13 protein-coding genes are annotated in these 15,077 nt (G+C 36.0%); 2 read left to right on the top strand and 11 right to left on the bottom strand.

Annotated elements, in window-relative coordinates:
- Positions 1-406: 406 nt before the first annotated feature.
- From LRP83_RS16040 to LRP83_RS16030, 3 genes are all read right to left on the bottom strand, one after another.
- Positions 407-1,102: an ABC transporter ATP-binding protein gene (locus tag LRP83_RS16040; RefSeq protein ID WP_230497700.1), complete on the bottom strand. Its 696-nt coding sequence runs from the start codon at positions 1,100-1,102 to the stop codon at positions 407-409.
- A gap of 1 nt (position 1,103) precedes the next feature.
- A complete protein-coding gene (locus LRP83_RS16035) occupies positions 1,104-2,138 on the bottom strand; it encodes an ABC transporter permease (protein WP_230497699.1) in 1,035 nt (344 codons plus the stop codon).
- Between the two features lie 222 nt (positions 2,139-2,360).
- The gene (locus tag LRP83_RS16030) at positions 2,361-2,858 is read right to left on the bottom strand and encodes a hypothetical protein (protein WP_230497698.1); all 498 of its coding nucleotides are present in this window, start codon (positions 2,856-2,858) and stop codon (positions 2,361-2,363) included.
- Between the two features lie 402 nt (positions 2,859-3,260).
- Here LRP83_RS16030 and LRP83_RS16025 point away from each other — a divergent pair, with 402 nt between their 5' ends.
- On the top strand, positions 3,261-3,728 hold the full coding sequence (locus LRP83_RS16025) for a GreA/GreB family elongation factor (RefSeq protein WP_230497697.1): 468 nt from the start codon (positions 3,261-3,263) through the stop codon (positions 3,726-3,728).
- A 61-nt stretch (positions 3,729-3,789) separates the two neighbouring features.
- Here the strand turns inward: LRP83_RS16025 and LRP83_RS16020 are convergent, their stop codons facing one another.
- The 6 genes from LRP83_RS16020 to LRP83_RS15995 form a co-directional block, all read right to left on the bottom strand.
- A complete protein-coding gene (locus LRP83_RS16020) occupies positions 3,790-8,250 on the bottom strand; it encodes a hypothetical protein (protein WP_230497696.1) in 4,461 nt (1,486 codons plus the stop codon).
- Entirely contained in the window at positions 8,243-9,001 is a 759-nt protein-coding gene (locus LRP83_RS16015; RefSeq protein ID WP_230497695.1) for a DUF6063 family protein, read from the bottom strand. Before LRP83_RS16015 ends, LRP83_RS16020 begins: the two co-directional genes overlap by 8 nt.
- Positions 9,002-9,029: 28 nt before the next feature.
- Positions 9,030-10,514, bottom strand: coding sequence for a hypothetical protein (locus LRP83_RS16010; protein ID WP_230497694.1), 1,485 nt, complete (start codon positions 10,512-10,514; stop codon positions 9,030-9,032).
- Positions 10,515-10,526: 12 nt separating this feature from the next.
- Positions 10,527-11,600, bottom strand: coding sequence for a Wadjet anti-phage system protein JetD domain-containing protein (locus LRP83_RS16005; protein ID WP_230497693.1), 1,074 nt, complete (start codon positions 11,598-11,600; stop codon positions 10,527-10,529).
- Positions 11,601-11,756: 156 nt separating this feature from the next.
- Positions 11,757-11,984: a hypothetical protein gene (locus tag LRP83_RS16000; protein WP_230497692.1), complete on the bottom strand. Its 228-nt coding sequence runs from the start codon at positions 11,982-11,984 to the stop codon at positions 11,757-11,759.
- A gap of 77 nt (positions 11,985-12,061) precedes the next feature.
- Entirely contained in the window at positions 12,062-13,312 is a 1,251-nt protein-coding gene (locus LRP83_RS15995) for an ATP-binding protein (protein ID WP_354002350.1), read from the bottom strand.
- Positions 13,313-13,522: 210 nt separating this feature from the next.
- Here LRP83_RS15995 and LRP83_RS15990 point away from each other — a divergent pair, with 210 nt between their 5' ends.
- Positions 13,523-13,786, top strand: coding sequence for a hypothetical protein (locus LRP83_RS15990; protein WP_230497690.1), 264 nt, complete (start codon positions 13,523-13,525; stop codon positions 13,784-13,786).
- Between the two features lie 31 nt (positions 13,787-13,817).
- Here LRP83_RS15990 and LRP83_RS15985 read toward each other — a convergent pair whose 3' ends face one another.
- Together LRP83_RS15985 and LRP83_RS15980 are read right to left on the bottom strand one after the other, a co-directional pair.
- Entirely contained in the window at positions 13,818-14,699 is an 882-nt protein-coding gene (locus LRP83_RS15985; protein ID WP_230497689.1) for a hypothetical protein, read from the bottom strand.
- 88 nt (positions 14,700-14,787) lie between these two features.
- The gene (locus LRP83_RS15980) at positions 14,788-14,988 is read right to left on the bottom strand and encodes a hypothetical protein (RefSeq protein ID WP_230497688.1); all 201 of its coding nucleotides are present in this window, start codon (positions 14,986-14,988) and stop codon (positions 14,788-14,790) included.
- Positions 14,989-15,077 lie beyond the last annotated feature (89 nt).

Raw genomic sequence — 15,077 nt, 5'->3', positions numbered from 1 at the left:
TCAGAATGGAGCACGTTTCGGGCTAAATAAGGGGAGATTTTCCGGTTATGACATGCAAATTCCCCCGTTTTTATGTTTTTCGAGTCAATAGGCGGAATCTCTCCGTCTATTTAAAGTTTTTTAAATACTATTTACTAATTAAGCGGAATTCTTCCTTCTATTTATCAGATCGGGTGCATATCTGATTTCCCAACAGATAAGAGCGGATCCTCTCTAATCCCCCCAACTTTTGGAGAAGGATTTGACTAAAAACCTCAATTACATATGGTACGACACCAATTAATCCTAAAAAAATAAACTCGATAACATTAAATTAATGATGTTGAATTAACTGTATCATATTGCTGTTTTATTTATAAAATAGCCCTGCAAAATCCAGTGCTACTCAGTAATGTATTATCTCGAGCTAAGAAATGTTATTTAAATTTACCAAAACGTGTCCATCACTCATTTTAATAATATGATCTGCAAATGAAAGCATTTCTTCATCATGTGTCACCATTAGGGTTGTGATGTTAAGCGTTTTTGTTAAATCTCGGATCAATATCATTACATCTTTAGACCTTTTTGAATCCAGACTTGCTGTTGGTTCATCAGCGAATAGGATTTTTGGTTTGTGGATAATGGCACGAGCAATAGCAACCCGCTGTTTTTCCCCACCAGATAAGGAAGATGGATAAGCATTTTTCCGATGATCCATTTCAACTAACTTTAGTATTTTTTCCACTTCTCGTTTTTGTTCCGGTTTAGAGATTTTAGTTTCTGATACATCAAGCATTAGCATCAGCTGCTCTTCAACTGTGAGAAAAGGAACCAAATGGGCAAATTGAAAGACAAAACCAAATTTTGTTGCGCGTATTTTTCGAACTTGTTCTGAATTCATGGAGGTCATATTTTCTCCTTCAAAAGTAATTCTTCCATCTGATGCCGGTTGAAGTCCTGCTGCTATCGTTAGGAGTGTACTTTTTCCTGAACCAGAAGCACCTACTAATGCAGTTACTTCACCTTCCTTAAGAGATAAATTGATACCTTTTAGGATTTCTTCCTTCACTTCCCCATTTGAAAAGCTTTTTCTCACTTTATCTATTGTAAATATCGTCATATTAAACCTCTCCTTGTTGGATCGCCTGTAATGGTTCTACTTTTTTAATTTGCAGACCTGATAGCGTTGCTCCAATAAATCCGATGATGAGAAATACGACTGACAATTGCACAGTTGTTGTAGTGGTTAAACTAAACGGCATTCCTTTAGGTGCAATCATATTAAAAACTCGGCTTAGCGCAACGGATAATCCAAGGGCAATGACTGTAATAAAAACCATTTGTGTCCACATCATTTTAAACAATGTACTTGTTTTTACTCCGATTGCTTTTAAAATCCCGTATAATCCGATTTTTTGAACATTCATCATGTAGAAGAAGATGGTAAATAACATGCCACTAATGACCACTAAAAACCAAACAATCATATTAAGGGACATTTGTTCTGCACTATAACTTGGAATAGTTTTGAGAAACTGTTTTTTCGTGAATGATTCTAATCCATCAATTACTTTTGTTGTATCTTCTCCCGGTATAAATGCCATTTGCATAGCATCTACTCGGTAAATTTCTTTGTAATCCGCCATATTTATATAGGCGACAGGTGCATGGCTGAATTTCTTCTGGTTTACAAATCCTTTTACCAAAAAAGTGCCGCTGTATTGATTATTAGTCAAAGTATCTCCAACTTTTATACCTTTATCTTCCATAGAGCGATCTAAGACGATTTCTCCTTTTTTCACATTTGTAAACAACTTTGAAACGGTCGATGTAACAAATGCAACACTTTGCTGCTTGTCATCGCTATCATTCAAAAATCCCATTTGAATAGAAAAAGCTACAGCTTCCTTCTGTTTGTTGAGAATTTTGTCTTGGACACCGTTGTCTATTCTTGAGAGGTTGATGGTTTGATCCGCATCTTTAGTCATGTAAAATTGTCCCTCGGGTAAATCTTTAATTAAAGCAGCATTGTCCTGTGACAATCCATTGGCCAAACCCGATATGATAAATGTTAATAGGCTAACGAGAAAAACAATGGAACCTAGAATCAAAAATCTTACTTTATTTTTCTTTATTTCCTTCCAAGCAATATTCATTTTTGTCCTCCACTCACCTTTTGATATCCTGAGTATAAATTCGTAATGTGAACGGAAGATGAACAGTTAATTACAGTATTGGTGAATTAAAATGATTTTAAGTGGAGAGAAAGCAAAAATCTGTCTGAATGCATGGCACATTCGGACAGGAGCAGTTAAAAGAAGTAAAAATCGGTCTGAATGCATGGCACATTCGGACTGGACATTATTTTTCATTAACATTTATAAAAGTTCACCATCAACTTTAATTCTTTCTTCCCAATCACGGACAACCATTAACGCTTCATTTGAATTTCTCATGATTGAAAGTTGACCTTTTTTTTCGATAATTTCAGATGATTGTTGATCATAAAGTTTTACTTTTAAAGTAATGTCACAATCCCATGCCCCGCCATCATCATTAAATGTAACTTTTTCCAATACAACATCTTCCAATACAATCTGTTTGTTAAGAGCTTTAGCTGTATTGGAAGCTAATTCAAATATACGATTAGCCATTAGCGTTTCAAATTCATTTTTTGCTAAATAATGTCTCGCGTTTTTTGAAACTTCTAATGATGACGGAGGGTTTAATGGATCATCAACACTATACAAAGTTGATTTGTATTCTTTTACAAAAGCCTCAATTTCTTGTTGAATTATTTTTTCTTCTTCATTTCTACAACCAACCAGACTAAAGAATGACATCAATAACAAAATAAGTAGAAGTGTCTTCTTCATGACAAAAGCCCTCTTTGATTTTTTGCGAAATAAACCAATTATTTCCCCTCCCTCACACTCCTAATTTAACATAAATATCCAGTATGTAGTTAAACTAATTTAAACATGGAGCTTCAAAATGAAACGCAATTACCTTCCCCATGCTTTGCCCAAGTTTACCAAATAACAAATGATGGCTTTTCATGCTTTCCCTTATTAAATATGTTAATATTAATACTAATATCTTCCACTTGCTAAAGGGGCAAGGTCTCCTTTTTTGTGCAGAAATACAGTTTACGGCAATATACCGTTGAGTGGGCTGAATTTTGTATGGAAGGTCTATTTTTATTGAGGAGGAACTGAAAATGAAAAAATTAAAGAAGTTTTGTACAAAGTTGAATCCAAGCTTGGGGGTTATATACTATGAACCATAGTTCATTTCAAAATAAGGAATACTTTGCTCAACAATTGGTTTATATTGATGAAAATATCAAGGAGTTAACGAATCTCTATATCGCATCAACCCCTGTACAAGAACGATTAAAACACTTTTTTAATTTATTCGTCTTAGAGGTTGAGGACTTGTTAAACAATAATCAAAAGAATAATTTTATTTCCTCTTTTCCGAAGGTGTATATCGGGACAAAGGTCACGGTATTATACGATGAGGAAAACGAAACAGAAGATTATGTCATTTGTTATCCAGAACAGTCCGATCCTGATGCTGGCTATATATCCTTTTTGTCTCCGGTAGGCAGACAGCTTCTTTTTAAGAATATCGGTGAAAAGATATCATTAAAAATTCCGACCGGGGAACTTTCGGTAACCATCCAAGAAATTTCGTTTCTTGGGCAGCTTTTAGAGTTAGATAGAAAGTCAAAAGAGGCTTAAAATATATGTGAAGAAATAGAGACGGTTCTTCTACTCGTAGCAGAAGAACCCCCTCATACATCTAAAATAAACTAAATTCAAATTCCTCAAACTTCCTACCACCATGCTGTAGAACTTCTTTAATTATCTCCCCTTGTTTCTGTTGATTCAGTTCTAGCTTCCAGTAAACAGGGAAACGGCGACTGACATCTAGTTTGATTAATTCTGGTGGAGCAAGAACAATCCATTGGAAACGTAAGACATCAGCAATTGAGAAAATCGGGTCAAGAATATGTGCTGATACGGCTTGGCCAAACGGATTATCCGTGATTAAAACAGACCAATCGGTGCTATGCTCCTGACGCTTGAATGTCATAATCATCATCATAATCATCGTTCGTGCTGCCAAAAGCTGACCACCACTTCCTTTTGCCTCCATCTTCGAACCTTTATTTAACGTTTCCCACTCAGTATAATGATGCTTACGTGGTTTCTCGTATAAAAAGGCATTTGTCGTTTGTGGTTTATAGATATGCAATTTGGGATAACGGTTCCTTAAGGAAATGAGAACAAGTTGGTTATCATCGATATATTTCTTTAATTGAGTTTCCGAAAGATTTTCAATTGCTTCGTCATTTTCTAATAATTTTTCAATTGTCTGAGTAAAATGTTCACGAAGTAGTCGTCGATATTCTTCCTCATCTGTCGTCTCAATTTCTTTTAACCGTTCAATTTCGACGAGAGGGAAGGAATGTCCCTCCTGATTTTTAATTTTCATTCGATTGACCATTTGCTTAAGTGATTGAAAAATTCGAATAACACGAATCACGGCGCGGTCCACCCAAATTTCCTGAGCATCCTCCGCTTGTTGTTTGTCTTCCTTCAATTTTTGTAATTCAAACTGGATATGTTCGATCACACTAGTAATCACACTTAATCCAGAACGAATCGAATCACTTTCCAGTTGAGGAATTAATTGATTCATGCTTTGTTTTAATGGAGCATCGATCTTTTCATCCTGTAAAAGATATCCAAGCTCCTTCAAATGTCCCTTAAAGCCTTTATGATATTGATCTTTATTCAGGGACAATTCATTGTTCTGCCTAATCCAGTGTTGAACCAGTTTTTCTGGCTCCCCTTTAATTTGCTCCTTGTAGGAAATCGGTATTTCACCAACCTTCTTCAAGCTAACTAAGTGTGTTTTTAAAATATCCTGTTGCTTTTGAAGTTGCTGCTGCTTTTGACGGAGCTCAAAAATTATCTTTACCTGCGCATCTAAATCTTCCTTCAGCTTTTTCAATGATTCTTCTATCTCGGAATCTTTTTCATCCAGCACAACATTCACCCAAGGATCTGCAGCTAAATGATGGTTTTGAAGGATTTGTTTTTCAAGTTTCTGAATCTGTTTTTCTAGTTGTTTGTGTTGACCTGTTAATACTTTCACATCTCCGTCAACGGACCGAAGTTCAGCTTCATTTTGTTTAATTTGCTCCCTTTTAAACGATAAACGTTCACCTAGTATCTCAAATGGTACTTTCGGGACTTCCCAATCCATCCAAGCTGTTTCCAAATTCACAAAAATCGCTTTTTTGGACAACTGATCTTTAAGCTGATACTCTTTTTTCGTACGCTCAGAAGCAAGCTCACTGTTCGCACTATCTATCTTCTGCTTAAACCTATGCCAATCATTTACAAGTGGCATTACACCGGTAAAAATCGTCTTCCTAAGGTGTGGTGTTTCCTCACCATCAGCAGGAAGTATGTGGTTATCTGGAAATGAAATCGCTGGCAGAATTTCTCTAACCTGTTCGGTTTGTTGCTGAACACTATATAACCAATTATGATACAATCCCTGCCAGCTGTTCAAACTGTTGTTCAGCTCTTCATTTACCGAAGCTATCTTATTTAATCGCTTTTCTAGCTCGGTGTCTTTTACTAAAGCCTCCGCTTTCAAATTCTGATACTCTTGGAATTGTTGAAAGCTTACTATCCAATTTCCGATCTCATTAAGCTTACCTTCTGCTAACTTTTGTTGTTGATTATTTTGCTTAGTCTTCTCATTAAACTCTCTCGATTTCTCCTCAATTAAACTCAACTCTTCATACAACTCAATGCTTTTCGATTCAAGCTCAACTAGCTGTTGCTTAGACTTCTCTTCTTCAGCCAGAATATCAAGAAAAGTAGTACTACTAAGAGTTTTTATCATGTCAGTCAATTGGTCGGCCTCACTTATTTTACCGTCAAGCTTTTCTAAATCTACCAAATAACCTTCCGTTAACTTAGCTAAGTTCCCCTTCCAAGCAATCCATTGCACTGGTTTATATGCCATGAAAATACCTTGCTCTCGAATAATTTCAAAGGGCTGTGAAAAAGTTTGATTCATTCTCTCTCGAATAAAAATCGGCACAGGTGAATGTGTCAATAGTTGTTCAAGTTCAATTCGGTCGATTTTCTTTTCCCAATCTAGCTCATGAATCACTAAACCGTAAGCTAGTAGTGGATATCTTTCCATCATATTTGAACGTTCTTCCTCGGACAGTTGTTGAATCAGCTGTGTTCCATAACTGGATTGAACACCCATTTCTGAGATTTTCTCTACAATCTTACGTACATCATGGTTTGCTACCCAATAGTCGTCATTCACCAATGAAGTATCGAGCTGATGATACCAATACTCCTTTTGAATTCGGTCATATTGCAACCTAAATTGAGTACTATCATTCTTCATTTTGTTCGTAACATCGTACCAATCGTCAGCGGTATAGTAGGAAAATTCTCGGTCATTTTGATAATAACGGCACCAACGCTTATGGAAGCTCTGTTCTTCTACCAATCGTGTTTCCTTTTTCTTACTTACCTGGAAAATTTCATCCTTTTTTGATTTTACCAATACTCCAGTTTCTCCGATTAGAGTACTTACCTTTACCTTACTCTCCTGCAGCAAAGTCATCTCAGCTTGCAATTGTTGAAAATCCTCTTCTAACTCCTGTAGTTCCTTTGTTACTCTTCGTAAAACAAGCTCTGGCTCACGATTAATGTCCTTGCCATATTTTTGTTCCATTCCTATGGCTTTTTGATTATGTGTCTTAATATAGGCAGTATATGTTCCTAGCTTGGAACGAATCTTGTTCAAATCATTTTGGGTCATTTTCTGCTGAGAAACGTGAACATCGATCTCTTTTTTTAATGAATAGGCTAATGTTTGAAACCTCTTTATATCACTATTGATTTCAGCCTCTATCTCCTGCCAACTATCCTCTAACTGTTGTTCAATCACCGCTGTCTGCTCTTTTTCCTCATCAAGATTTTGTGCATCCTCCAACGCTTTAATCCGTAACTCAATAGCTGTTAACTTGTCTGTTGACTCAAGATAATCCAGATAAGCGAGGTCTACTTGTAAGTTGTGTTTTTCAGCATCTAAGCTAGCTATAACTTCTTCTAACTTCTGACTCCGGGCTGTAGCATCCTTGATTTCCGATTCAATCTGCTCAAACGCTCTATACTCCTTGGCATATTCCAAATTATCCTTTTGCCATAGATAACTTTCTTGCTTCTTTTTTGTCTGGGATTGATCCTCCATCCATTTATCCAAGTCATACTGATACGTTTGCTTTTGTTCCTCCATACCAAAATACAAATAGTTGGCGCGGTCCTGATGCTCTTGAAGCTTAGTCTCTAAGTTTTGGCCTTCTTCTAAAGCCTCTTTAATCGGGACAATCTTCCCCTGTATAAGCTGGTAAGCATCCTCTCGTTTTAATAGCTTAGGCAGCTTTTGCGCAATAATTGAAGAATCTCGGAAAATCTTAATTAAATTTTCTTCCTGGTCCTCTGTTAAATACGCGCTAATTTCAGGAATAATTAAATGGTGAAACAAGCCATAGTTATCGAGCCCTTTTTTAAAATAATGCTCAATTCCACCTTCGTCACGATTTATTTCCTTCATTTGACGCCATTCACCCTTTTCAATTCCGTAAGAAGAGAGATATTGATAATAGGCTTGCTGCTTTGATTTCGAATACACCTGGAATTGTGGCTTATGTTTTTTCAACCAATTCTCCCAATCATCAAAGCTAGTGGTCTGCTTAGACGTTCCATCATAAAGTGGTAGAGAATCAATGGTCCAATCCTCAGGTTTGCGATATTTACTTGTATATAAAAAATACTGTGGCTCTGTTTCTACTTCATCGTTTTCCTGACCATATTTACGTGCTGTCACAGAAATTCCAGTGACGAGCCATTCTGCTGGCTCCGTATCCAAGCGCCACTCCAAGGCGACGTGAAATGTATAGGGCTCAAACTGCTGTTTTTCATTATAAAAAAGGGCATCAATATGATTTTCGCCATTTTTCCCCCAGGTGGTCAAAGGCATGAGTGCCTGGAATATCATTTGAAGAAGCATCCCTTTTCCACCACCGTTAACAAGCGTTAATAGCGTATGCTGTGGATCTTCTTCATTCAGAAAATCAAAAATCGTATTTTCATAGTGTTTCTTCATTTTGTCATAGCGAACACCGGTAATCCTCACTTTTTCTATCCTAGGCATCTTGTTCACCTCTAGTACGTAAAGTGGATAATACAAGATCACGCATTTCTTCGTAACGTGCTTGATGATGATATCCTTCTTCTAATCTTTCATATAACTCTATTTTCGGCAGGACGCGCTTTTCATCTTCTATAATATAGACGAGCCCCTCATCACGTAATAGCCTCATTGCCATGTGAATCAGCCCAATATGTGTTTTCTTTGTTGCAGAAATACGATCATCTGCGATTTCTTGGTCAGAATCAACTGCCATTGAACTCCAGAGCTCAGCCATATCATTGACAGCCAATCCATAAGAATCACTAAATTTTCCATCGGATTCTTTATTTTCCTTTTGCCAATCTACTATCAACTGTGTCATATTTTTTTCAATTAAATAATAAGATACGCCAGCATGCTCCCAGCGAAGGTTAGAATTTGATGGGATATCGATTTCCGCCAGTAACACAAAGATTAGCATATTAATCATATAAAAATATTTCTTATTTTCAACATCACTATATTTCTTTTTAAATTGGGTAAAGGATGTCGCAAAAATAGACCCCTCAGGTCGAGCGAGTAAATGAATGCGATCTGCCGTCTGAATTAGACGAGTTCTCGATTCCTCAGCTAAAACTTTGATTGCATCACGTACTCCATCCTCTTCAAAAAAGGGAATCAAAATGGGATCGTTCGTTAAGATCATCTTTCGATTAAGTAAATGGAAAAAGATCTTCGCCGCATCCTGAAGCTGTTGTGTGGAAATACTCAAAAAATCACTTCCTTCTAAAAATGCTAAATTAAGTTAAACGTAGCACAAAAGGTGAAATGCTCACACCTTTCCAATGTATCATCGATTGTTCGGCATCAATAAACGATGTAATTGTCTTTCCTTCTAACTTCATAAACCTAGTCTGTTTTCTTACCAAATGATGGATAAGCTGTAGTCGTTCATCTGAAACTTCTTTGTCGACATCAATCGAAGACAGCGTTATGGACTCACTGTGGAACAAAAGCCATAAGTCAATTGCTTCCTTTTGTTCCAACCATTTTTCTTGTAAAACATTGGGAATGTCTCGTAGCTTGACGAGCTGACATTCACCTTTTTCAGTCAATTCTACAAATAAAGGCTCCCATAGACGAACGATTTTTTCCCAATTAACTTCTCGTTTCTGATAAACTATTTCTTCCTTTTCTTCGACTAGCTTGTCTGATATTTCATTTTTTAAAACTTCCGTATCCTGTTCCATCCAACTCCAATCGAGTGGATAGATAAAGTGCGGTTGTGCGGAGAATAATGGTTCTAACAGAATCGCCATGTCGTCTGGTTCTGGCACCCCATTTGTTAAAAGCCAATCCTGAAAATAGCTTTTTTGAAAAGAAATCTGTTGCTGCCTCCAAAAGAGATTGGGGAATTCGTACCGTAGCTCGATTTCCAAACGCATATTTTCAATAACATGGCCCGCAAATTGATCATGTATGCGCCGTGTTTGATCTAACTTTTCCGAGATTTCATAATGCTGATTGGAGGTGGAAATTCGCTGAAGCAACATTCTCATTTGCTGAAAACGTGTTTTTTCTTCTTGGAATTGCTGCTTAACCTCTTGTTCCCGCCCACTTCGCAGCTCATGCTCTTGCTGAAAAATAATCTTCGGATTTCGTTTCATACTTTCACGATACTCAAGCTCTCGAGCAATCATCCGCTTCACCCGTGCCATCAAATCATCTAATCCAGAAAGAGCCTGTTGAAAGTGACCGTTTTTAACTAAATGCTCGATATACAGCTGATCAATCGTAATTTCAAGCTCCTGAAGAATTTCGCGGCTCATAAATATTAATTCCTTCGCTTCATCTGAGCAGCGGTATACTGTTTTTCCTCCTTTTTCCCATTGCGAAGTTTCGCGGTCTTCGACTAAGTATCGGAAACGATGGTCTTTCATCTCCTGGTCTTTTTCATCGAACCATTTGGCAGAAAAAGGCTGATGCAATTCGGCTTGTCCACTCCAAAGTAAACCATCCACAAAGCGTTGAATTAACTCTTCACTTTGCTCTGTTTCATCCTCTATTTTTAATGTATTAGCACAAGATTTTACAATGCCAAATAAATCTTGCTTTTTTCGATCTGGATTGTTTTCGATTTCACGGTAAAAGACTTCTAATAGCACACTCAGTGCTAGCATTTGTGCGTAGTCCTTTAATCCCGCAAGCTGCATTCCTGAAGCGAGATTCCAAATCGGGTTTAACCGTTTCATCCGTTCCCCAAAACCTTGCCAACGTGCATTCATTTGTTTGCTCCTTTAATTTTCTAACGTATCAAGAGACAATGCCTCTTGCGGAACTCTACGCTTTTCTTCCCATAATTGTTGAATCTTTTTTGCAAGATCTGATCGTCCTTTTTGTTGTAGCTCCATTTTTACTCGCTCAAGGTACATCGAATTTTCGTTTTGATTTGTTTCAGTTTGATTGCTTAATCGTTTATCTAGTAAAGCTTCATAGATAGGTATTGCTAGCTGTATATTAGCAGTTGGATAGCTATCTGCTAGTCTAACATAAATGCCCCATCCCTCGGGATCCAAATCACCCACATAATAGATTAATAACTCTTTACCTGCGGTAATTGACTCAAGGAAATTAAAGCTTTTTTCAATTTTCTTTCCTTCACCATAAATGAGAATATCTGGCTGTATTCCCACTATACTTCTTTCCCAATTCATCAGTTGTCTGCAAGTATGGAAAAAGGATAAATTTTCAACAATCAAAACCGTGTTGGCAGTATTAATGTCAGTAGTTAAGGCTGGCCAGAAGACAAACGGCTCTCCATATACCTTAGCCTTTAAATCCTCCAAAGATAGCTGCAATCGTTGTAATAATAGTGAGCCTTCATTTGAGAAAAATTTCTCCTCACCAAATAACTGAAACGCGCGCTCTTCGCGGGTTACCCAGTTGTAAGAATCCTTTTGTTTTAAAAAGCAATAAATGGTTTGAATCCATTGCCACTCTTGCACCGTTTGCCATTCTGGATGCTGACGATATTTTGTTAAATTGAGAACATCGGAAACCGTTAAAATTTGCATATCCGTCCACTGTGAATTGATTTGAGCTGGCAATAGCCACCATTCTGAATGAAGACTAGGTCTACGTCCGTTAAGTGGACTTTTTTTAACGGGGGTAACCATACCTTCATCTAATAGTTCAACAATAATTTTGACAAAATGATGGTAGCCATTTTCTGTCTGATAACGGATTGGATCTTTGATTTTCTCTTTTATGATGTAATCCTCTATAAATTGAAGTTTGATTTTTTTTCGTCTAGTAGGTAGTTGAATGCCTTTTAGATAATCATTCATCCAATTTTTCATCTTCTCTTTCACTAGAAATCCACCTTTCTAATTCTCCTACCATTCTACTATAAAACATAGGGAGGTTCGTGACTATTGAAAATGCGGGGTGCTTACTAAAAATAATAAAAGAAGCTAAACACCTATCTTAAAATAGGTCTTTAGCTTCCTTTTGAAACATTGTAGATATCAAATTGTTTTTTCAAAATCGTTATCGGGATTTTTCTTCGATATACCATTTTCCATTTTTTTCATTTCTAAATCCATTCTTTTTTGTTCTAATTCCATTTTTTTGATTGCTAATTCATGTTCCAATTCTATGGTTTTTCTTTTTAATTCATATTTCTTTTTGTTTTCATGACCATAATAAAGGAGACTAAGTCCAATAATAATTGTAAGGTAGAACCACCAATCCAAGAATATTCACCTCGTTTTTAATTTAGTCGCTGTAAATTCAAAAATCTACAAGTAGAATTACATTGGCATTCCTAATTTCACATTATCTGTGGTAAAAGAATAATAAATTCGGTCCCCTTATCCTTCTCACTGTACACTTGAATTTTACCATTGAAGGAATGGATAATTTGATAGCTTACCATCATTCCTAGCCCTGTCCCACTTTCCTTTAAGGAATAATACGGTGATCCAAGCCGATCAATTTGCTCCTTTGTCATGCCAATTCCTTCGTCCTTAATGTTTATCTTGATGTATCCATCATCAGTTCGATTACATGTTAGCCAAACTACTCCACCATTTGGCATTGACTCAATCGCATTTTTCAAAATATTAATCAAACACTGGTTCAATTTTTGGATATTGGCATAAATCCAACAATTATCGAAAATATCAGTTTTCAACATAACATTTGCGTTTTGTGTGTAGCTTTGAATGATATTTACTACACGTTGTAACTGATAACCTACCTCAATTCTTTCGTTGTTATTAATGGTTGGTTTACCAAACGACAATAAGTCATTAATGATTTGATTCGAACGATCTAATTCTTCAATAGATAACTGGATATATTCCTTCTTTTTATCAGATAAGCCTGGCTCATTTAGGAGTTGAAGAAAACCGCGAACAACTTGCATTGGATTTCTAATTTCATGAGCGAATACACTAGTTAACTCACTTATCACGCGCAATTTCTCCGAATTCTGCATCTCTAATCGCAGCTGGTGAATCTCCCTTATTGCTTCGATTAACATGATAAAGCACCAAATAACTATCACTACGAAGATAAGATGAATAACCGGTACAATCAGATGATCTATGGAAAAACCTCTTAGAATTCCTAAAAAGGTGAGGCCGATAAGACAGTAATAAAAGGCAAGTCCCACAGCAAGTTTAACTCTTTTATCTTTTTTCAAACGTGCAAACGATTTTTGGAAAAACATGATAACAGGAAGTGAAAAAATTAAGACAAGAAGTGTATTATAGAATCCTATATCCACTCCAAAAGAAAGTCGATAAAGTATGATAAGTGCTGATAGGAAAAGACCTGGCCAAAATCCGCCGTAAAGTGTCCCAAACAATAAAGGAATAACTCTTAGCTCCAAACGAGCATTTTGGCCAAATACTACAGGAAAGGACATGCATAGTATGATTGATATTCCCCACAACACGGACATTATAACTACTCTATTTCTCTCACACTTGACCCTCTCATATGTAAATGTATAGTAAATAAAAATGGGTATGACAATAAACGTAATCTGTAGCAAAAAATCTTTAATGATAGTCATCTTCGTTACCTTTCAAATTTCTTAATTCTGCAAATGATAAGAACGATATTCATGATAATAAATATTCCATTCTAATATTCAATAGTTTAGTAAATAATATCATATTTTTGGTAATTTGTTGAATAACCTTCATTGACAACTTGCCATCCTTTTAGGAATATAAATAAATTTATCCCATATCTTTACATTAAGGACAAGGGGGTGCTTTATTTGTTTGAAATTTTAATAATCATCTTTTTAATCATATCGATCATTACATTTTTCCTTATAATAGGAATAAAAAATAAAAAACAAGCTATTCAAACATTCACCATACCATTTTTTATAAAAAGTTATTCGAATTTAATAGATAAGGGACAGGATGAAGTTGACAAATCATTTATTGAAAAACTAAATGATTTTTTCAATGATAGTGATAATACAGATATAAGCGATGATGGGAACGAAGACATTGATGATAGTGGTGATGAATAAAGTCCACCATTGATTTTGGTCTTTCATATTTTTATTTCTGTGATTTCGTTTTAAATCCTTCGTAACTCTGAATAAATTCTTCTTCCGTTACAGCATGAAAAGTCAGTTTCTGATTGTTCTTCCAAAAAGAAAGATCGAAACTAGTGGCACTGTTATGAAAATTCCCTATCAACCTAGTTTCTTTTCCTTCCACGTTGGTGAATAATTTTAACATAAGTCCGTCTGTTATTCCGTTTAAAACATATCTAGTTTCTTTGTATGGGTTGTTTAAATCCCCCGTGTCAGCCATCATTAATAGACTTCCTGACAATTCACCTTGGAGAAGAGCTTCATCGATTTTTATAAAAAGCTGGAACGATTCATTCTCCATAGAGTAAAGATAGCCGTATACACTTTTAAGATCGGCGAAAAATTTCCTTAAACGGTTATTTTCTTTCTCTTCCGAATGATAGATGGCCATTTGCAGCACTTGTTGAAATGCTTTTACATTTTCACCAAGTTCTTTATCGTCCATAGCTACGAAAATTTTACTGTCTTTTTCTCCTTCTTTTTGCACTAAAAGATTTTCCCCAGAAAACCAAGCGTCAAACTTCAGGATGTCGCCTCCATTATTTATGATATATTCATAACCATTTTCAGTTACTTTTCCGGTAATGGGGGATTTTTTCTCTTCTAAAAACGGTACTTTTCCGATTTCTTCTATGACTTGCTGTTGATGAAGTGTACCATCGACTTTCCCGTTTCGACTAGTTAGATTAAACCAATAGAGAATGTCCTTATCAATGTACACAAATGCATCTGATTTGTTTAGTGGGTCTTTTCGGTCCTCTAGCTTCGCTGTCCCCCACCAAAGCGCCACACCAACTAGTAATACAATAACCGCTGACAATACCCAATATGTTAATTTTTTCATTTTGTTTCCCCTTCATTGAAACGAGGCATGTCTCAAGTTTGTAATTTTCCCCCTTAGGAGTAACCTACTCCTTCATTGTTGGAAGTTGTCAACCACCTTCTATACAGGTAACTGTTGAACTTCCAACAGTTGTATTTAATTCTTGAATCAATTGGAATAGTTCTTGGTTTTCAAGCAATGTTTCTAAGTTCTGATTTGAAAGCGGAATATTATATTTTTTAAAAATTGTCTCCGTTACTCCCCAAACCTCAACAATTGCTTTTGGTGACATATTTGATTGAATGACCATTTTGTCTCGCTTCCTTTTTTTCTAATCCCTGAATTCTCCAGAATAAATATTTCTTTATATACTATTAATCTTTTTATCATAAACAACAG

Source organism: Pseudoneobacillus rhizosphaerae (assembly GCF_917563885.1).
GTDB lineage: Bacteria > Bacillota > Bacilli > Bacillales > Cytobacillaceae > Pseudoneobacillus > Pseudoneobacillus rhizosphaerae.
Note: the sequence above shows the minus strand (reverse complement) of the source record. Positions and strands in the feature narration are given on the sequence as shown.

Coding starts and splice junctions, on each gene's coding strand:
- LRP83_RS16020 (WP_230497696.1), bottom strand. CDS start 8,250: ATGCCTAGGATAGAAAAAGTGAGGATTACCGGTGTTCGCTATGACAAA.
- LRP83_RS16010 (WP_230497694.1), bottom strand. CDS start 10,514: ATGAATGCACGTTGGCAAGGTTTTGGGGAACGGATGAAACGGTTAAAC.
- LRP83_RS16035 (WP_230497699.1), bottom strand. CDS start 2,138: ATGAATATTGCTTGGAAGGAAATAAAGAAAAATAAAGTAAGATTTTTG.
- LRP83_RS15985 (WP_230497689.1), bottom strand. CDS start 14,699: ATGAAAAAATTAACATATTGGGTATTGTCAGCGGTTATTGTATTACTA.
- LRP83_RS15995 (WP_354002350.1), bottom strand. CDS start 13,312: ATGACTATCATTAAAGATTTTTTGCTACAGATTACGTTTATTGTCATA.
- LRP83_RS16040 (WP_230497700.1), bottom strand. CDS start 1,102: ATGACGATATTTACAATAGATAAAGTGAGAAAAAGCTTTTCAAATGGG.
- LRP83_RS16030 (WP_230497698.1), bottom strand. CDS start 2,858: ATGAAGAAGACACTTCTACTTATTTTGTTATTGATGTCATTCTTTAGT.
- LRP83_RS15980 (WP_230497688.1), bottom strand. CDS start 14,988: ATGGTCATTCAATCAAATATGTCACCAAAAGCAATTGTTGAGGTTTGG.
- LRP83_RS16025 (WP_230497697.1), top strand. CDS start 3,261: ATGAACCATAGTTCATTTCAAAATAAGGAATACTTTGCTCAACAATTG.